At 46.1% G+C, this 21218-nt stretch carries 12 protein-coding genes; 6 read left to right on the plus strand and 6 right to left on the minus strand.

Annotated elements, in window-relative coordinates:
- The first annotated feature begins 86 nt into the window (after window positions 1-86).
- Complete coding sequence (locus tag LZG74_RS15350; RefSeq protein WP_026628598.1) at window positions 87-530, plus strand: peptidylprolyl isomerase; 444 nt, start codon at window positions 87-89, stop codon at window positions 528-530.
- Between the two features lie 72 nt (window positions 531-602).
- Here the strand turns inward: LZG74_RS15350 and LZG74_RS15355 are convergent, their stop codons facing one another.
- From LZG74_RS15355 to purH, 3 genes are all read right to left on the minus strand, one after another.
- Window positions 603-2222 (minus strand): sodium:solute symporter family transporter, encoded by a 1620-nt coding sequence (locus LZG74_RS15355; protein ID WP_233797426.1) that lies wholly within the window; start codon window positions 2220-2222, stop codon window positions 603-605.
- A 160-nt stretch (window positions 2223-2382) separates the two neighbouring features.
- Window positions 2383-3258, minus strand: a complete 876-nt coding sequence (locus tag LZG74_RS15360) for a hypothetical protein (RefSeq protein WP_233797427.1) — start codon at window positions 3256-3258, stop codon at window positions 2383-2385.
- A gap of 244 nt (window positions 3259-3502) precedes the next feature.
- Window positions 3503-5038: a bifunctional phosphoribosylaminoimidazolecarboxamide formyltransferase/IMP cyclohydrolase gene (purH, locus tag LZG74_RS15365; protein WP_233797428.1), complete on the minus strand. Its 1536-nt coding sequence runs from the start codon at window positions 5036-5038 to the stop codon at window positions 3503-3505.
- Window positions 5039-5175: 137 nt separating this feature from the next.
- Here purH and LZG74_RS15370 point away from each other — a divergent pair, with 137 nt between their 5' ends.
- The 5 genes from LZG74_RS15370 to LZG74_RS15390 all read left to right on the plus strand — a co-directional run bounded on the left by LZG74_RS15370 (window position 5176) and on the right by LZG74_RS15390 (window position 13901).
- Window positions 5176-5964 (plus strand): SDR family oxidoreductase, encoded by a 789-nt coding sequence (locus LZG74_RS15370; protein ID WP_233797429.1) that lies wholly within the window; start codon window positions 5176-5178, stop codon window positions 5962-5964.
- Between the two features lie 218 nt (window positions 5965-6182).
- The gene (locus LZG74_RS15375; protein ID WP_233797430.1) at window positions 6183-7340 is read left to right on the plus strand and encodes an outer membrane beta-barrel protein; all 1158 of its coding nucleotides are present in this window, start codon (window positions 6183-6185) and stop codon (window positions 7338-7340) included.
- 203 nt (window positions 7341-7543) lie between these two features.
- Complete coding sequence (locus LZG74_RS15380; RefSeq protein ID WP_233797431.1) at window positions 7544-10285, plus strand: TIM-barrel domain-containing protein; 2742 nt, start codon at window positions 7544-7546, stop codon at window positions 10283-10285.
- 2 nt (window positions 10286-10287) lie between these two features.
- Window positions 10288-11499 (plus strand): DUF4249 domain-containing protein, encoded by a 1212-nt coding sequence (locus LZG74_RS15385; RefSeq protein WP_233797432.1) that lies wholly within the window; start codon window positions 10288-10290, stop codon window positions 11497-11499.
- A gap of 11 nt (window positions 11500-11510) precedes the next feature.
- Window positions 11511-13901, plus strand: coding sequence for a TonB-dependent receptor (locus LZG74_RS15390; protein ID WP_233797433.1), 2391 nt, complete (start codon window positions 11511-11513; stop codon window positions 13899-13901).
- Window positions 13902-13931: 30 nt separating this feature from the next.
- On the opposite strand, the gene LZG74_RS15395 is transcribed toward LZG74_RS15390, so the two are convergent.
- Genes LZG74_RS15395 through LZG74_RS15405 form a run of 3 tightly spaced genes read right to left on the minus strand, consistent with a single transcriptional unit; the run spans window position 13932 to window position 21206 of the window.
- Entirely contained in the window at window positions 13932-17267 is a 3336-nt protein-coding gene (locus tag LZG74_RS15395) for a VCBS repeat-containing protein (protein ID WP_233797434.1), read from the minus strand.
- 3 nt (window positions 17268-17270) lie between these two features.
- Window positions 17271-20627 carry a VCBS repeat-containing protein gene (locus LZG74_RS15400; protein ID WP_233797435.1) on the minus strand — a complete coding sequence of 1119 codons (3357 nt, stop codon included), beginning with the start codon at window positions 20625-20627 and terminating at the stop codon, window positions 17271-17273.
- Window positions 20628-21206, minus strand: a complete 579-nt coding sequence (locus LZG74_RS15405) for a hypothetical protein (RefSeq protein ID WP_233797436.1) — start codon at window positions 21204-21206, stop codon at window positions 20628-20630. It abuts the gene before it with no gap.
- Window positions 21207-21218: the final 12 nt, after the last annotated feature.

Genomic DNA, 21218 nt, shown 5'->3' on the forward strand with positions numbered 1-21218 from the left:
ATCCTTTTCTTTGTGTTGTTATGAAACGTCAGTTCGACTGACCGGAAACAACTTCAATTTTTATTCAAATTCTCTTTAAAATCAATATGACAAAAGCAGAAATGATCACCGATAAAGGCACGATGCTGATCGAGTTTTACGATGCGGACGCACCCGGAACGGTGAAAAACTTTGTTGATCTTTCAAAAAAAGGATTTTACGACGGACTGATCTTCCACAGGGTTATACCTGATTTTATGGTGCAAGGCGGCGATCCAACCGGAACCGGCCGTGGAGGTCCTGGCTATAAAATTGATTGCGAGCTGAATGGTGGTAACCAATATCATGACCGTGGCGTTCTTTCCATGGCACATGCAGGACGTAACACCGGCGGATCGCAGTTCTTTATCTGCCATAGCCGCAAAAACACAGCGCATCTGGACGGAAACCATACTTGCTTCGGCAAAGTGGTGGAAGGCGTTGATACTGTGGACTTGCTTCGTCAGGGAGACAAAATCCAGAAAATTACGATTATCGAGGAGCAGGCTTAATCTCCTGATCGTCTCAAAAAAAGAAAGGCTTGGATCGCTCCAAGCCTTTCTTTTTTTGCCCTTCTTCTCCTATTACCAGAAGTAGGCGTATAAGAATACGATGATGCCGATAACAACTGCTGCGCCGATGATAAAGCTGCGGTGCGGGATGAACATGGCCGTATCGATCGCCAATCCTTTCTTCTCATCAGGCATTACCAAGCCTAAAATCACCATTACCACCACGCATATCAGGAATACCAAGCCCATACGGTCCAGGAACGGAACTTGCGTCCAGTCGGCAAACGGGAAGTAATTGTTGTGCATGGCCAACGCAATTAGGAAACCGCCCACAATGGCGAATAATGCACCTGCGGAGTTGGTACGCTTCCAGAAAAAGCCCATGATAAACGATGCAAAAATACCCGGCGATAACAAGCCCGTCATTTCCTGAATAAACTGGAAACCACCTTTTTTATCGATTCCCATATAAGGAGAAACCACGATTGCAAGGATCATAGAAACTACAACAACGATACGTCCAATGCGTACGAGCGTTTTTTCGTCCGAATTCTTTCCAATATAATTTTTGAAAATATCGAGTGTGAAAATCGTTGAAATACTATTTGCTTTACCAGCCAGCGAAGCCACCACAGCGGCAGTTAATGCGGCAAACGAAAGTCCTTTCAAACCCGCAGGAAGCAGGTTAAGCAATACTGGATAGGCCTTATCTGCATTGATCTGCCCATCTGCATCCAGCATTTCTGCCTGGAACATTCCTTTACTATAAAGCGCGTAGGCTGCGATACCTGGTAAAACCACGATCACCGGCATTAAAAGTTTCAGAAACGCCGCGAACAGTATCCCGTTACGGGCAGTTTTCAAATCCGCTCCCAAAGCACGTTGCGTAATGTATTGGTTACAACCCCAGTAGTTCAGGTTTACAATCCACATCCCGCCAAGGAGAACCGTCAAACCAGGCAATTGCATATAAAACGGACTTGTTTTAGGGAAAATCATGTGGAAATGGTCATCGTGATTTTCACGCATCATTTTGATTCCGGTCATTACACCATCAATACCCGCCTCTCCCGAAACAAGGTTAATAGCCAGATAAGTCGTTGCCAAACCACCGATTACCAGGAAGAAAACCTGGATAACATCCGTAAAACCAATCACTTTCATCCCGCCAATGGTGATAATGATCGCAAAAACGGCGAGCGCGATCATACAAAACTGGAAATCCAATCCGGAAATACCCGAGACCGCAAGTGCGCCCAGATAAAGGATAGAAGTAAGGTTAACCAGAATGTACAACGCCAGCCAGAAAACGGCCATAATTAAGCTCACCGTCGGATTATAACGCTGGCTCAGGAATTGTGGCATTGTATAAATCTTGTTTTTGAGATAAATGGGCATAAAAAAAACGGCTACAATCACAAGTGTCGCCGCTGCCATCCATTCATATGTTGAAATACCCAAACCCATCGAGAAGCCGTTTCCGGACATTCCGATGAATTGCTCTGCTGAAATATTGGAAGCAATTAATGATGCTCCGATCGCCCACCAGGTCAGCGAGCCTTCCGCCAAAAAGAAATCCTTGGTTGACTCGACTGTTGATCTTTTCCGTTGATAAATCCAATAACCGTAACCGGAGACGACGATGAAATAAAAGAAGAAAACAATATAATCCAGGCTCTGTAATTGTTGCATTTCAAATAATAAAATAGATGAATGTATGAGGTTGATTGGTTTAAATCGAAAGGTACATTATTTTCAGAAAATAGTGCAAAATGAAAATAGACATGGGAATAATAGTCCTGTTTTCAAATGCGTTCATAAATATAGTTACAAGTGTTAAATCGACATGTATTTATTCCGATATTTTCTTTGAATCCTGAAATCGGAGCGGGTTCGTTGGCAGTTTCTTAAACCAGTAAGCACGTTTTTTGCCTTCCGCACGCTGATAGGCCTCTTCAAATGATTTCCCGGCCTTCATTTCTCCTATCAACCGCTGCAAACCGTCCTCTTCCGAAAGGATAAGCCAATAGGAAACTTCGAGGCCAGCCGACATATAAGCAAGCATCACCTGCTTTTGATTTGCATTAAAGAAACCTTTGATCGATGCCATATCCCTGAGCTCCAAAATCTGCTGGCCACCGCCTGTGTAATAGAGCCATTCGTCCATGTAATCGAAATAGCGGCCAATCTTATCCGGGTTGTTCACAAACCGCCTGTCGAGCATGAGCGCAATGCCTTCGTTAAACCATTGCGGAATTTCCGTAGCAATAGTCCACCAGCCCAGTCTTTCAAGCAGTTCCGTATGGCTCATTTCGTGGCTGATCACATCCACATTCATCCCCTGCGCATTAAGGATCACAAACGAATTGCCCCAAGGCGTCCCCAAACTGCACCCCGCCCCTTCTGTGCTGCTGCAATATTTCTGATATTCCTGCGGATCGTGACAAACGATAATGGTAGGACTGGACTTTTTGCCCTGAAAGAAAGAGTCGACCCTGGCTTCGGAGCTGATGATGATCGATTTCAGCTTTTTATAATGAATAGGCTTAATCTCCGGACTAAAATAAATTGTTCCTGTCTCAGATCGGAAACCGGAGAAACGGATTAGTTCACAATAGAAAATTTGTGGATATAGGAAGAAAAGACTGGCAGTAACAACAATGAATCCAATAACAAACAGCTTTCCCAGCTTGAAAAGGGGGTGCTGGGATGTGTTGTTGGGGTTCAAAGAGTTGGTTGGATTGTGGGTTGAGGAAGAAAGGAGCTGGTTACTGTGTCGTGTCGCCGTCTAGCTATCACGACAAGCACGCCTCCTGTGGTATGCTGCCCTGCTTTCTGACCTCCCCTGTCAGCCTGAGCGGAGCCGAAGGCGCGTTACCAAGGAGTAGCGCCGCTTCGACCGCCCGGCGGCCCGGTCCGCTCAGCGTGACAGGGGAGGTCAGCGTGACAGGGGGAAGTAACTTTTGTGCTACTTAATGCTTAAAGTGCCTCACCCCCGTCGTAACCATCGCTACGCCATTGGCATTGCAGTAATCCGTGGACTCCTTATCCCGAATAGAACCGCCGGGCTGCACAACAGCAGTAATTCCTGCCAAATGTGCGATTTCAACGCAGTCTGCGAATGGGAAGAATGCGTCTGAGGCCATTACAGCGCCGTTCAGGTCGAAGCCGAATGCATTTGCTTTATCAATTGCCTGGCGTAATGCGTCTACGCGGGAGGTTTGTCCCGTTCCGCTCGCTAGTAACTGGTTTTCTTTGGCCAGAACGATCGTGTTTGATTTTGTATGCTTGCAAACTTTCAATGCAAATTCCAGCGCAGTAAGCTCGCTTGCTGTTGGGGCCGTTTCGGTAACCGTTGTGAATTGGGACTGAACTTCGGTTGACAGATCTTTATCCTGCACCAAAACGCCATTCAGAATGGTCTTGAACATGATTTGTGGCAGAACCACTGCATTGCGTTTCAGCAGAATCCTGTTCTTTTTCGACTTTAACAACTGCAATGCATCTTCATCATATTCCGGAGCGATCAGAATTTCCATGAATAGCTTGTTAAGCTCCTCTGCCGTAGCCAGATCCACTTTTGTATTGGTAATCACTACACCACCAAACGCCGAAACCGGATCGCAGGCCAGTGCATTGTCATAAGCTTCTTTTCCTGTTGATGCAGTGGCAATTCCGCAAGCATTGGTGTGCTTAATGATGGCAAATGTCGGTCCTGATTCTGCAAATTCATCAATCAGGCTTACGCAAGCATCAACATCTACCAAGTTATTATAAGACAGCTCCTTACCATGTAATTTATCAAAAATGCCTTCCAAATCACCGTAGTAAGTCGCACTTTGGTGCGGGTTCTCGCCGTAACGTAATGTTTGCGAAGACAGGCTTGTGAAGTCAAAAAGCGCCTTGTCTGTTTTTTCTTTATCCGCTGTGAAAAAGCGATTTATGGCTCCGTCATAATGAGAAGAAACCGCAAAAGCCTGACCTGCATAGAAACGACGGTCTTCGAGATCAGTCGCGCCCGCTTTCGCAGTCAGCAACTCTACAACCTCCGCATATTGGCTGCGTGACGAAACGATTAATGTATCCTTAAAATTTTTGGCCGTTGCACGAATCAGCGAAATGCCTCCAATGTCGATTTTTTCAATGATATCCTCTTCTCCTGCGCCCGAAGCAACCGTTTCTTCAAAAGGATAAAGATCCACAACTACCAGATCAATGGCAGGAATGTTGTATTGCTGTGCCTGTGCCACATCGCCAGCGTCATCTCGACGATACAAAATACCGCCCATAATGGCCGGGTGCAATGTTTTTACGCGTCCTCCAAAAATAGATGGGTAACCGGTCAGTTCTTCCGCAGCAGTAACGGGAATGTTCAGGTTTTCAATGAAAGTCTGCGTGCCTCCGGTGGAATAAAGTTTTACACCTTCGTTGTGCAATAGGCGAACCAATGGTTCAAGTCCGTCCTTATAGTATACAGAAATAAGAGCGGATTGGATTTTTTTCGACATTGTGGGATGTTAGACTAATGATTTCTCTGACTGAAAAATAAACCGCAAAGATAGCCGAAAAAAGTACGAAGTTTGAAGCAGAAACTGCTAAAATCGAAGAGATAACGAACGAATTAAAGAGACCTAAATCAAAAGCAATGAATCTTGATCTGACTGGAAAAACGGCATTGGTTTGCGGAAGCACGCAGGGAATCGGCCTGGCATCGGCCCTTGAACTGGCATTATTGGGCGCTAATGTAACATTGGTCGCGCGTAATGAGGAAAAATTAAGGGAAGCAGTTGACACGCTCGATACATCCGCCGGACAACTGCACCGCTACGTCGTAGCAGATTTCGCCGATCCTGAAAATGTAAAGGAAGCCATCGAAAATTATCTCCGCCTCGTTCCCGACGTCCACATTCTTGTGAACAACACCGGCGGTCCGTCTGGCGGCCCGATCATTGACGCCGATCCGGATCAGTTTCTTAAAACCTTCCAGATGCACGTCATCAATAACCAGTTCCTGGCGCAGGCTGTTGTTCCATCCATGAAAAGAGCTCATTACGGCCGCATTGTGAACATTATCAGCACATCGGTAAAGCAACCGATCGTTGGATTAGGCGTTTCCAACACCATCCGCGGCGCCGTAGCAAGCTGGTCTAAAACCTTATCCCTGGAACTAGGCCAATTCGGCATTACTTCCAACAATGTGTTGCCCGGCTACACCGTCACTTCCCGCCTCGACTCGGTATTAGATATGCGCAGCAAAAATTCAGGTAAATCAAAAGACGAAGTCGCCCAGGAACTGCAGTCCAGCATTCCCATCCGCCGTTTCAGCGAAGCCAAAGAAGTGGCAGCAGCAGTCGCATTCCTATGCACCCCGGCGGCAGCAAGCATCAGCGGAATCAACTTGCCAGTTGATGGTGGCAGGACGGAGAGTATGTAGTATTAATTTTATAAAAAATTAAGTAAAATTGAGTTTACTTTGATACATTTGGAGACCACTCCAAATGTATTTTTTGTGCGACCGTTCCGGCTCTTCATCTTCTGCATCACTTTTCGCTTATTTCCATTTTTTCCTTCGCTCAGATCGATTCCGTTTTTCTGAAAAATCAGATAAAACCAGTTATCGGCAAAGCAGTTCCTTTGTATAAACAGAACGCAGTGTCCGTCAATAGCGGCGGTAAAAAGCAATTAATCTCCTTTGCTGACATCGTGGAGATTAGGAATGCGAATGGAAAATATTACGTGAACAAGTCCGCAGGGACGGATAACACATTATTTGTGTTGCTGGTCGAGGGCCCGTTCAGCCTGTTGTTTAATGAGAAAAACAAGCTCTTTTATATCGAGAAAAGAGATTCGATGCTTGTTATTTCCCAGCAGCATATGAACCGGGCGCTGCCCATTATTTTTGGAAAAGAGCTTGTGAACTCCTATTACGCCAAGTCCAACATTAAAGCCCAATATTCAGCGCGCTATCTCAAAAATTTGACACTTTTCGCCAATCAATCCCAGGGCGCTTATTCCAAGTTATTTGAAGAATCCCTGAGTCAAATGAAAACTTCGATATGGATAGGCCCATATGCTGGCTATTCGTTTAACAGGACAGCTTTTGACCTTAATTCTGCACCAACCGGATTAGCAACTAATAAGCGAACGGAATATGGAAGCAGCAATTCCATTCCGCTGGGCCTCCGGGTCGACATAGACCTATCAAAGAGAATTGGCATCAACCTTGATGCTTATATAAACAATACAACGGCTAAAAACCTCTTGCTTAGCAACACCGGATTTCACGCCATTCCATTTCCAAATTCCATTATTATACCCGAAAAGTATGATAAGGATCTTAAAATAACCGGGTTTTCAAGTAGGACCTTCCACATCGACCTGTCCATGACCATTGCTTTGAACCGCGATCTCAGAAGTAAGATCAAGCCGTATGTTTTCGTAGGCCCTTCCGTTGCATTTATGCTCAAAAACGACGTAATGCAAGCCGCTGGCTATCAGGAAACACCTGAATCGGAGATGGGTTACTTTTACCGCTGGTCAAAACTGGACGCGAAGAAATACTTAGTTGGGTTCAATGTTGGATTAGGTGTGGATTACACGGTGACGGAGCGCGTTTCGATCACAGCCTCTGTGAAGTATTTAGGTGGAATTTATCAAAAAATGATGAACAGGAGTTTTTTACCAAAAACCAGGAATGACACCACTGTCCCAGATAGTTCATTCGGAGTTTTCAATTCTCACTTATTTACTTTCTATGATCAACACGTCAAAATGGTGAGTGTTGGACTAGCCGCGACTTACAAGTTTTAGAACCTAACAATTCATCCTGTTACCCCACCGGCGCCGTTATCACTTTCAAGCAAGGGGCTGCTGCGATCGAGAGAACTACGACATTCAATTATCAGCATTGTCAATGATGATCAACATCCCAAATAATTAAACAATAGCCAGGAATATTTGTTTTATTTGACTTAATTTTAGGAGAGAGCGCTGGGTGCGGCGGATTTAAGTCTATGACATACAAATACTTCCTTGTTTTGCTTTTTGTAGTTGCGGGTAAGCTGTCTTTCGGCCAGGGAGCAGGCAATTTCGTAAGCTACGAGAAGGGCAAAGGCAGTATCAGCATTCAGGGCAGCAAAGGCGTGCTTGTTATCCAGAGTTTCTCCCCGGAAATATTTAAGGTGAAAATGCTTCCGTCCAAAAATGCACCCGGTCTTGACAGTTCCTACTCCGTAATTCTCCCGCCTTCAACAGCTGTGCTGAACATCGTTGAAACCAAAGACAACATTGAGATCCGGACTGAGAAGTGCACGCTGACAATCGGCAAGTTCCCGCTTAATGTTGCATTGAAGTCTGGTAATGCAATTAAAATCAAGGAAACGCGGGGTTTTGTGCAGGCAAAGGATTCGGTCAGCTATCTTTTCAACATTAATCCAAAAGACGTTTTTCATGGCGCGGGCGGGCGCCCTTTTGGCCCTGATCTTGCGAGGAAAGGTTTCGACTTTTATAACTCCTGGGAACACGAATATTTTGACCAGTCAACAGGTTTGTCACAAAGCCTGAATGTGCCTTTCATTGTTTCGTCCCACAAATATGGCCTCTTCTTCGATAGCGACAGACCGGGTTCCATGCGGATGTATGTGGGCGCTGTGGATTCGACATTGCTGCGCGTAGAGTCGGCGAGCACGGGGAAATGGGCTTATTATCTGATCCATGGCAATGATAATGATGAGATTCTGGCTAATTATACGCTTCTGACGGGCCGCCAGCCGCTGCCTCCGCGTTGGGCTTTCGGTTACATTCAGTCAAAATCGGGTTATGCCAATGAGAGTGATGCGACGGTGGCCATTACGAAATTGCAAGACCAGCGATTTCCCGTGGATGCCTTGGCGTTGGACTCACATTGGTATGGCGGACAGAATGTGCGTGGTAACATGGATTGGGATACGAAAAACTGGCCTACTGCAGCTGGAATGGTGAAAAGCTTGCTGGATAAAGGTGTCAAAACCATTTTAATTGCAGATCCCTACATTAGCACCAAGTCCATTAGTTACAAACCAGCGGAAGCGCAATCTCTTTTTACAAAAACTCCTAACAGCGGCCAAACCTACGCAATGAACGTAGGCACTGCAACGACCGGACTACTTGACATTTTCAAAACTGCTGCCCAAATCTGGCTTTGGGAAAAACACAAAAAACTGGCCGTTCAGGGCGTTGCGGGTTGGTGGAGCGAGAAAACAGAGCCGGACCCGCACCCGATGAATGCCGTGCACGAGCTGGGCAATGCCTTTCAGATACATAATTTGTATTCTCTTTTTTGGTCCAAAACCTTTTATAATAACTTCACAAAAGACTTTCCTGAAAAGCGGATTTTTCACATGACACGTTCTGGCTGGGCGGGTTCGCAGCGCTATGGGGCTTTGCCCTGGAGTGGCGATGTGAGTCGCTATTGGGCTGGTTTGAAGCTCCAAATCCCGATCCTGGTTCAGGCTGGCATGTCGGGAATGGGTTATATGCATTCGGATGTGGGCGGGGCTTTTACTATGTCGGATAAGGCAGATAAGGATGAAGAGCTGGATTTACGCTGGTTTCAGTTTGGGACATTCACGCCGATTTTGAAAGTGGCCGGTCAGCGCGAGAATATAGAACCGTTTAACCTCAGCGAACCGTTTTACAGCACGGTCAAAAAATATGCAACCGTGCGTTACCAGCTTCTGCCCTACATTTATTCACTGGCCTGGAAAAACAGCGCATCGGGAAGGCCAATCTGCCTGCCTATGGACTATTTTAATAATATCAGGGCGCTTGGTAACCTCGGCGATCAGTATTTCTTTGGAGAAAATCTGCTGGTTGCGCCCGTTCTGCTGCATGGAATGCCGTCTCGAAAAATCGTTTTGCCGCCTGGGAAATGGTTTAATTTCTGGAATAATGAAGTGCATAATGGCAACACGAATATTTTTCCAAAACTGACCGTTGACAACATTCCGGTCTATGCCAGAGGCGGCAGCTTTATTCCTATGTCCACTTCCACGACCAAAAAATCCACCGACCAATACACTTCCGATAGCCTGACGGTGCGGTTTTACCAGGACATTTCAGTTCCGACATCCACATTCACCATGTTCCACGATGACGGCATTGACCCGAATTCTTTGACAAAATCAAAATATGAACTTGTCGAATTCGGCGGAAAGGTTTCCAATGATCTGGTAAATGTGACGGCTCAGCGGACAAAAAACTTTGATAAGTCCTTTGCCAAGAGACATTTAATATTTGAAATAAAAAACTTTACGTCGAATCCAACTGCCGTAACGCTGAATGGTCAATCGATCCCGGTCGTTTATACAAGCTCCGAATTCAAGAACAACACGGCTTATTACGACTTGCTGGGCAAGCAGCTGCAAGTGCAGTTTGACTGGGATTGCAATACAACAACCAACATTGCGGTCACGCGTGTGGGCCTCGACGTGATTACCGGCGCCGAGCCGAAAGCGGATGATCTCGTGCTGAATGTTTTTCCAAATCCGGCCCGGTCCCCTGTTTCGGTAAAAGTGAATGTTCCTGAAACCGGCAACTATGAACTGGAAGTGTACAATGTTGCCGGAGTTTCAATTTATAAAAGTGCATTAGGGCAGCATAGCAAGGGTAAAGTGCTGGATTTGAGCCTGGACCTGCGCGTTTCGGGCGGTGCGTATGTGGTGAGGCTTCGGAATGGGCAGGGGCAGTTTTTTACAAAGAAAATAGTTATTCAATAGCCATGAATTACAGGCTTTCGTTTTTGCTAACCTTTCTGATCACCGGCATTACGGCCTGTGTGGAGCCATATGGCGTCACTTTTGAGACGGCGAAGGAATATATTGTGGTGGACGGTGTGCTGACGGATCTGGATGTCCCGCAGTTTATTTCCTTATCCAAAACCAATCCGGAAGCAACCAACGAAAGCTCTGAATTCCCACAGACGATCTGGACCAAAGGCCTGTCCACATTGCCTCTGGAAAAAGCAAAGGCGAAGGTGATCGTAAACGGGACACAAGTGCTTAATCTTACTGAAACGGAGCCGGGCATTTATCAGTTGCCTGCCAACTTCAAAGGGAAAGTAGGCGATGCCTATGAGCTGGAATTTTTAACAGAAAAAGGGAAATTCTACAAATCTTCCTCTGAAATCATGCCGCCGGTTTCAGCCGTGAACCGCGCGTATGACGTTTTTAACCCCAAAGGAATCCCAAAACTTTCGGAATATTACGGTGAATTCACGCCCAGCAACGACATTTATCTTGATTTCGATGATCCCGCAGGCGAGAAGAATTTTTACCGCTGGCAATGGACGCTCTGGGAATTGCAAAAAACCTGCACAACATGCAATCAGGGAAAATATTATCTTTTCGATGCGGAAAACGGTGTGGATGGCGACTGCTTCAAAGACCTGACATTAAAATACAACGACATTTACGATTACACCTGCGAGGACCTTTGCTGGGATATTTTTTACAGCAAAGACATCACCATTTTCTCAGACATTTATACAAACGGACAGGGACAAAAAGACAAGCTCGTGGCGCAGATCCCTCTTTTACAATCCAATCCGTGCCTGGTAAGCCTGCAACAGAATTCGCTCACGCCTAATGCATATCGCTTCCTGAAACTCATTCAGGATCAGGCAAATAATTCAGGAACACTGGCAGACACGCCGCCCGCGCCCATTCAAGGCAATGTTACCAATCAGAAAGACAAAAATGAGCTGATCATCGGGTTCTTTACTGCTTCCTCCGTTTCGGAATACCGGACAATGCTCTGGCGGAAAAATATCAAGAATGCGGCGGTGCTGAACCAGCTTTTCAAAACCGTTCACAACCGCGACCCGATCCTGGAAGAGCGCTCCGCCGGGCGGCCATACATTCCGCTGGCGATTTGTAAAAAAAGCAGGTCGCGCACGCCGTTTTTACCCAAAGACTGGAAATGGACGCAATAAATGGATTGTGAATGAAGGGATTATACATTTTTCTTTTCTTACTGGTCAATGTTATCACCGCTTCGGCACAGGGGCTCACCGTCACGGGCTCGGTGCGAGATTCGGCTACGCGCGCGCCTTTACCGGGGGCCAGCATCGTGATCGATTACCGAAAAAGCTGGTCGGCTGCGGAAATGGATGCGAAAGGCAATTTTACCATTAACCTTCCTAATGGCGATCATGTGCTCGTGATCCGGCATGTGGGTTACGAAGCATTCAAAGTTTTTATCAAAAGCGGTACGCAGAAAGCGCATTTCGATGTGCTAATGACCACAACGTCGAGCCAGCTGGAAGAAGTTATCATTACAAGCAAAGGTTTTGACCAAACCATCCGGCAGCCCATTCTCGGCGCCTTGCAGATCAACATCAAGACGCTCGAAAAGCTGCCTTCCGCCTTTGGTGAGCTGGATATTTTGCGCAGCCTGCAAATGTTACCAGGCGTTTCCAGCGTCGGCGAAGCCTCCAACGGCGTCAATATAAGAGGCGGCACCACAGACCAAACGCTCATTTTGCTGGACGATACGCCGATCTTTAATCCCACGCATATGTTTGGGCTTTTCTCGGTTATTCCGCCGAATACAGTTAATAGTCTTGATTTGTATAAAGGCAATGTGCCTGCGCGCTTCGGCGGCCGGGTGGCATCCGTCCTTGATATTTCAACCAAAAATTCTAATCTGGAAAAAATCAGACTCGAAGGCAGTATCAGTCTCATTTCAAACCGATTAATGGTCGATGTGCCGATTATCAAGGGGAAACTGGGTGTGTATGTGGCTGGCCGTGGGGCTTTTAATGATTTTATTTTGCCCAAACTCGATAAGCAGCTGAATAATATCAGCGCCAAGTTTGGCGAGCTTTCTGCTAAGTCGTTTTGGAAGATCAATCAAAAGAATACGCTCACATTCATGGGCTATTACAGCAATGATTATTTCAAAACAGACCTGCTGACTAACCTGCCCAATGTGGTCGGGACGGACACTTATTACAAGCACATTACGACCAACGGCATGCTGCGCTGGCTGCACGTGATCAGTCCGGAGGTTACATTGCAAACGACGGCCATTTATGCTAAATACACGCCTGACATTGGCACAGCGGAAAAGGAAACGGGCAATGTGGTGAAGCTGGAATCGGCCGTAGAGCAACGTCAGGTGAAGTCGAACATTAACTATCAATTGGCCAACCACAAGTTTGAAACGGGATTTATCGGCACGCAATATGTCATTGCACCCGGCACCTTGCAGCCGGGACTGAGCAAGAGCGTCAACTACATTGCAACGCCCACTGAGCATGCCAATGAAGTGGCCTGGTATGCTGATGATGAGATCAATTTCTCCAAAAAACTGGCCGTTTCGCTCGGGTTGCGTTATTCGTTCTTTATGGCGACGGGCAAGGCTATTGTCAGAAATTATTTGCCCGGCCAGCCGAGGGATGATTTTTCGGTGTTGGATTCAACGGTTTATAACAAAGGTAAAGTTTCAAAATCCTACGGCGGGCCGGAGCCGCGTGTGGGTGTGCGTTATGCGCTGAATGACCGGATTTCGCTCAAATTCGGCTACAACCTGATGCGGCAATATATTCAGGTGGTTTCCAACACAGCCACGCCTATCCCCACTTCCCGCTGGAAAACGAGCGATACGCACATTAAGCCGCAGATCAGCCATTTGTTTACGGCTGGATTCTACCAATCGTTTGATGAGGACATTTATGAGATCACGCTGGAAGGTTACTACCGCAACGCCAAAAACATCATTGATTACAAGCCAGGCGCGGATTTCCTGTTACAGCAATATCCCGAAACGCAGATGATCCAGGGCAGAAACAGGTCGTATGGCCTGGAAATGATGCTTTCTAAAAAGAAGGGGAAACTCAAAGGCTGGGCTAACTACACCTATGCAAGATCACTGAACATTGCAGACCGGGACGCCGCATTGATCGAACAAGTAAACCGTGGCGACTGGTATCCAGCCAATTACGATAAACCGCACACATTCAACGCTTCCCTGGACATCACGGTTGACACGCACAATTCATTCGGATTCACCTTTGCATACAGCACCGGCAGGCCTTACTCTGAACCGATAGGCTTTATTAATTACCAAAACAATGTTTACCCATTCTACGACAAGCGTAACAACAAGCGCATTCCCGACTATCACCGCCTCGACTTTGCGTGGAACATTTACAATCCGACGATGAAAAACCGCCGCTGGCAAGGCCATTGGACATTCTCAATTTACAATCTGTATGCCCGCAAAAACGCTTATTCCGTTTTCTTCAAGACCGAAAACGCCGTTACCAAAAGCTATAAGCTGAATATTTTCGCAACGCCGATCGCGACGGTTGCTTACAATTTCACATTTTGAAGAACACCACAAATTTGTAATCCTGAAAGACTATTTTTTACGCCGTATCACCACGAGCTTGTCGTCATTCCGCGCAGCCACGATGGCATTACCGCTTTTCAACTTGATGTTTTTCAAATGCTTCACCTGCCCTTTGACCTGTAAACCTTTCAATGATTCGGGCGTGAAGTTGCAGTTGCCGCGGTTGATGAGCACCGTGCCAAAATCGCTGTCGTAGCGGCCCATTTGAATGTTGCAGTTATAGAAATTACCCATAATCAGCACATCGGGCAGTTTGTCGCCGTTGGCATCAATGATTTGCGCGTCGTAAAATGGCGTCCATTGTGCTTTGTATCCCAATGATTTTACTTCAAAATTGCCTTTGCCATCATTGACCAGAACGGCATTTTCAAAATAATCTGCGGATAAAACCTGTGCTTCTTTCAGCTTGTCTTCGCCTACTATATCGCCAATGTTGGCTCTGGCAAAATCGGTTGCGAAAATGTACTTTTTACGGATCACGGGCATTTGCTTTTCCATTTCCAGCTTGGTCGGAAAAAGTGCTTCTTTGCCATTCAGATTATAAGTTAGCAGCGGTTCCTTACGGCCATTTCCGTCATAATCATTGATATACATTTTCACCGGCTGCGCAGCATTGGCTTTCAACCGGCTGTTCAAACCCAGGTTTCCAGCCAGGATATCCAGGTCACCGTCGCCATCAAAATCATAGGGCATGACGAAATTCCACCAGCCTTTTTTGTCCGTCAGCATTTTTTTGGAAAAGCTTTTGCCGTTGTTCTGCATCATCACAATCCCGTCCCATTCCAACGCGAGCACCAGATCCTCATCCCCGTCTTTGTCCAGATCGGCCAGTTTCGCATTTTTTACATAGCCAATGTTCGAAAGTTCCTTCCCATACTGACTGGTAACATCCGTAAATTTACCCGAACCATCATTTTTGAGCAGATAAGACTTCGGAATCTCACCATAATTGAGCGGCACGGCACGACCGCCTATGAACAGATCCACGACCCCATCACCCGTAAAATCAAATGGAATGACGCACGAAGCGGTCACATAAATATTGGTAAATGCATCCGCCTTAGCACTCAGATTCCCTTTGCCATCATTCAGATAAATCCGCGGCATCTGGAATTCGGAATTGTTCACATACTCATTCCCGCCCGTCGCCACCACGAGGTCCACATGGCCATCCCGGTTCACATCCACCCATTCCGCACTGACTTCCTCATAAGTGCTGTCTTTCAGCAGAGCCGGCTGTAATGATTCCTTGAAAACACCCGCATTCGTTTGCAAAAACAGGTGATTCCGATGCTTTTTGGAAGACCCAACGAAAATGTCATCCAGGCCATCGTGGTTAATGTCTGCAATCGCCAAAGCTGGTCCGTCGGCAGTTACTTCAAAGGCAATGAGCGAGTTACGGTCAAACTCAACGAAATTATTTTCCTCATGCTTCACGCCCACACCCAGCTGCGCTGCAATGTCTTCGAATGTATAATCCTTGGTTTCTCTGCTGGTTTTGAATTTTTGATAATCGAAAACAGGCAGGTCATTTTTGTAGGTTAATGTCAGCGAATCCTTCAAATCAGCCGATTTAAGCACTTGAAAACGGTTATCGGGCCAGATTACAAACACGAAATCCACATCGGTCTTTTTGCCCAAACCAAGATGCAAAGGCACTTCCATACTCGACTGAAAACCCCGAACCGGGAATTTCTCAAAACTCAGCACTTTGTCCTTTTTAAAAACCAGACATTTGGTGCCGATGGCATTGCGGTTGCCCTGTTTCCCTTTGAGATAAAGCTTTGTAAAATCACCTTTACCAGCCTTTTTATCATTCAAATTTTCGTAAACAAATGCCTTTTCGTTAATGTTATTGGTCACAATGTCCAGGTCGCCATCATTGTCCAGATCGGCATATACCGAACCATTGGAATACGAAACCTGATCATTCCGGATCAAGCCGTCCATATCCGTGAACGCCAGATCGCCCTTATTGGCAAAAAACTTGTTATTCAGCTTAATTTCAGGCAGTTTGTCTGCTAAGCCCGGATCATTTTCGTCGAAGTTTTTATTCCGGATCTTCTCCTGAACCACGTCATCCGAAACAAATTTGATGTAATCCGTATCATTCATCCGCTTCGGAATACCATTGGAAATGAAGAGGTCTTTTAAGCCGTCATTATTGAAATCAGAGAAAAGAGCTGCCCAGGACCAGTCAGTAGAATGCACGCCGGAATACATGCCAATCTCGCTAAATGTGCCGTTTCCATTGTTGAATTGCAGATTATTTCGTGCAAACTGATAATTATAACCCTGCCGGATCTTGTATTTGAAAATGCTGTACATGTCCTCCCCTTCTGATTTTTTGAGGATCTCATAGTTGGATGGAAGCATATCTAGCGATACGATTTCAGGAAAAATGTCATTGTTCAGGTCCCCAATGTCCACGCCCATTGAAAACTGGCTCGTATGCATCAGCGACGAATCTGTCATATCCCGAAATGCACCGTTTTTCTGATTGATATACAAATAATCATTTTCATGAAAATCGTTACCAATGTACATGTCGGGAAAACCGTCAAAATTAATGTCGCCAACACCTAGTCCAAGGCCATAACCCAGCGCAGAACTGTGAATGCCGCTTGTTTTGGAGACTTCCACATATTTTCCGTTGTCATTTCTGAACAACTTGTCGCCAGCCAGCGGATGATATACATCCTCAAAAAGCGCCCTGCGGCCAAATGTGCCATTCTGGTGAACCGAGTGATTGAGCTGGAACATGTCCAGATCGCCGTCCAGATCATAATCAAAGAACATCGCCTGCGTTCCAAAAACGACCAGATCGAGCCCGTATTCCTTTGATCTTTCAGCATAAACCGGCACGCCATCCTTGATTTCCTGGCATACAAAAAGCAGGTTATGCCCCTTCATCGACTCAAAATCCCCAACCTGACTAATGTAAATGTCCAGCATGCCATCCTGGTTAATGTCCACGATCGAGACACCATTAGACCAGCCCTTATCACCCTTGAAATTCGCCTTATCCGTCACATCCTCGAACTTCATGCCCGACTTGTTCAGGTAAATGCGGTTGGGCTCCTGGTTGGCCGTAAAGCAGAGGTCGATCAGTCCGTCGTTGTTCAGATCCCCGGCTCCAACCCCGCCTCCATTGTAAAAATACATGTAGTAAAATATGTTGAAATCCTTGGTCGGTTTCAGCGTGTTGGAGAAGTCGATCCCGGTTTTTTCCGCGGTTAGCAGGTCAAAATCATACTCGGCAATGTCCTTTTCCCTGGCGCAGGAAAAACCGGCCAGGATGACAGCAATGAGCAGAATTTTGGTAAATATTTTTTGAAAAAGCATGAACTACAAATTGGCCGGTTGCGGCTTGTTAATCTTGAAAAGGACGGGCTTCGCATTGCTCACCAGGTTGATCAGGTAAGGCGCGCCCTGAATGTTGATCGGACTGATCTGTTTCACTTCACCGTCGATGGCATAGCCGCTTTGCGTGCTGAGCAGCACATCAAACTGCATATTTCCCTTGTTAATGAGCACATTACCGCGGCATGCGTCCAGCGCGCTAAGCTGCGGAATGAAATGCGTATAATTACCGCCGACGATCAGGTCAGGTTTGCCATCGCCGTTCACATCTTCGCTTTCAATGGCATTCAGACAGGAAATTTGTGCAATCGCCGGCAGTTCCTGCAATGTAAACCGGCCTTTGCCATCATTCACAGCAACCGCAGATTTAAGATAATTCACTGATTTCTCGACCGCCGATTTCAACAAATCCTTCGGAAACAGATCCTGCACGGACTTATTAGCATATTCAGAATGTTTAAGACTCTCCTTTTTCAGGAAGGGAAATTGCGTGGTGATCTCACGTTTGAGCAGCACCGGCATATCCTTGCCTTCGACAGTTTTGGTCATTACTTTTTCAATGGTCCCGTTCTTATTGAAATCATTGATCCAGATTTTCAGCGGCGTGTCAGCCGAAGCTTTCAAAGAAAAATTCTCGCCTATATTGCCAAAAATAATCTCCTGATCGCCATCACCGTCCATATCCGCCACTTTCAGGCAACCCCAGAACCCGGTGTAAGCTTCAAGTCCAGACGCTATTTTTTCAAATTTGCCGCCATTATATTTAAAGATCACGGGTGCCATCCAGTCGCCTGCAATGATCAACTCTTTGATTTTATCACCATCCACATCCGCCCAGGAAGCGTCCCGCACCATGCCCAGCTTGGTGAGCTCTGGCAAAATCGTTTTGCCAATTTCCTTAAAAACGCCCTTTCCATCATTCTGGTAAAGATAACTCCTCGGGCTCGATCCGTATTCTCGCGGCACGCTGCGGCTTCCCACGAACAAATCAATGTCGCCATCATTGTCATAATCATGTGCCGCGATTACGGCCGTGTTCATGGAATTGGGCGGCAAAGCCCGTGTATTGATCGCAAAATTGCCTTTCCCGTCATTCAGATAAAGTCTTGTGGGTAAATCGGGGCTGGTCACCAATGTTTCGTTTCCTCCGCTTCCTACCACCAGATCCAGATCGCCGTCGCCATCCGCGTCAAAGAATGTGGCCGCCGTATCTTCAAATCCGGCCAGATCCATGAACACTTTTTGGCTTGATTTTATAAATGACGATCCTTTTTGCAGATACAATTGTCCACCCTGTCCTTTCGCGCCACACACATACACGTCCGCCTGCCCATCGCCGTTCACATCCCCGATGGCCGCCTTGGGACCTTCCTGTGAGAGGAGCATTGGAATGTTACGCTCGTGGTAAAAATCTTCGTATTTATCCTCCTGGTGCGCATCAAAGCCGTTGCCTGCGACCTCGGTCAGCATCATTGTTTTCTGCTTAACCGCATTGTTGAAGTCTGCTCCTGTGTTGGTAATCTTAAAATTCAATGTTGTATCCGCATTGATTTTCGGATGCATTGTAACCTTCCGATTTGGCCAGATGATGCGAATGGAATCAATCACATTGGTTTTTCCCAAGCCAATCGTTATCGGATATTCCGTACTGGATTGAAAGCCGCGTGCGGGGTTAACCTGCTTGCTAAAAATCTGATTGCCTGCAAAGACTTCAATTTTAGAGCCAATCGCATATGTGTTCTTGCCTTCGCCGGCGAGTTTGAGCTTGATATAATGGTTCTTTTCTGCCTTCGCTTCCGACTTGTTTTTGTAAACAAAACACTTCTGATTCACATTATTAACCACCAGATCCAGATCGCCATCATTGTCCAGATCCGCGTAAGCTGCGCCGTTGGAAAACGACTTTTCGCCTAACCCAAATTCATCCGCACGCTCCTTGAACTGCAAGTTGCCCTCATTGTGAAAAAAGTTATTTGTGACCGGATTGGAAGGCATTTTATCAATAATGTTCTGCATATTTTCCTTCTCGCCGGACATCACCATTTTCTGCGTCACTTCGTTGGCAAAAAAATCGATAAAGTCCTGATCCAGAATATCATGATAAATGCCGTTGCAAACGTAAATATCCGTTTTGGCATCATTATCTGCGTCAAAAAGCAAAGCCCCCCAGCTCCAATCGCTCGCAGCCACACCCGAATAATTTGAAATCTCGCTGAATGTGCCATCCTGGTTGTTCAATTGGAGGCTGTTCTGCATATATTGATTGTAAAAACCCTTTTCTTTTTTAAGATTAAAGAGATAATGGTTCTCAAATGAAGTGGTCGTTTTGTAGCGATATTCGTCGCGCGGAAGCATGTCGGTAACGAAAAGCTCGGCATAACCATCGTTGTTAATGTCGCCCATATCCGCACCCATGGAAGCCAGACTCGTGTGTTTCACGCGTTTTTCGAGCTCCTCGGCGAATGTTCCGTCCTTTTGATTAATGTATAAATAATCCTTTTCGTAAAAGTCGTTGCAAACATAAATGTCCGGATACTGGTCGCCATTCATATCGCCTACGGTAACGCCCAAACCGAAGCCGATCAGACTTCCGTAAATGCCGGCTTCTTCGCTCACATCTACAAACTTGCCGTTGTCATTACGCAGCAATTTGTCGCCGCCGCCTTTGAGGAAATCTTTTACAGGCCAGTCTTTCGCACGCATGTTGCGGTCGTTGGCGTAGTTGAGTGTGTTTACTGGAATGAAACTGTTATTCAGAATATAGGCATCTAAGTCGCCATCGAGGTCGTAATCAAAAAATGCGGCGTGTGTGGTGTAGCCGGTTTCGTTCAGGCCATATTTTGCGGCCGATTCGGTGAATGTCTGGTCGCCGTTGTTAATGTAAAGCGAGTTGCCTTGCTTGTTGACGAATTTCTGGTAACCCGCATTGCAGACGTAAATATCCAGCAAATTATCACCATTAATGTCCACCATCACCACGCCCGTGCTCCATTTGTCAGGCTCCGCAACGCCGGCTTTGGCTGTAATGTCTTCGAATTTAAAATTGCCTTTATTAAGATACAGTTTGTTATCGCCCATGTTGGCGGTGAAGTAAATATCAGGCAGGCCATCATTGTTAATGTCCCCGATCGCCACGCCGCCGCCGTTGTAAAAATTGCGGTAATTGAAAATGTTAACGTCTTCTTTGTCCTCAACTTTATTAACGAAATCAATTCCCGTTGCCGAAGCATCCATTTCCTCGAACAAGCCGTCCGGCTTGCTGGAATCTTTGCAGGAAGAAATAATGAACAGGAAGGTCAAAATAGCTGCCGTGTGCACGGAGCCCATGTATTTTGTTATCATTTAATTCGAAATCGAGGAGCTGAAAACTTCTTTTTCAGTAATGTTGCCCAAACTTACTGCGGGCTTTTTATAAACGATGAAGCCCTCTGCGGGAATATATTTGTCGGGCTGCTGGAAGTCGCTATATTTTCCGACCTTACCTTTAATCCGAAAAACCATTTTGTCTTTTGTAAATGTGGTAGCTGTGATCTCGCCCTCAGCCATCATGTAACCCTCGCCGATCATCTGCGCTTTGTTAATGATCTTGCCCATTTTAATGCTTGTTTCAACCGGGCTGTTGGCTGTGATCGCCTTGGTAATAGGCTGCGCCGCATACCATTTCTCCCCTCCCAGGTTAATGATCGTTTTCCCCTCAAACTGATCCGTTAATGTCAGGTTCATCATATTATCCGAGATCAGCGCCTGGCCGGAGAAAATGCTTTCTTTTGGGTAAAACTCCTTCCCTCCGATCGTGACCACAATTTTGGCCTCATTATCTTTCAATGTCTGAAAAAGCGCGTCTGCGGCCTGTTCGGATGAATCTTTTGAATTACAATTAAAAACAAAGAGCGCTAAAAACAGAAGTAAGCAACGGGTCATTACACTGGGATT

Origin of the sequence: Dyadobacter sp. CY327 (assembly GCF_021390415.1) — a bacterium.
Classification (GTDB): domain Bacteria; phylum Bacteroidota; class Bacteroidia; order Cytophagales; family Spirosomataceae; genus Dyadobacter; species Dyadobacter chenhuakuii.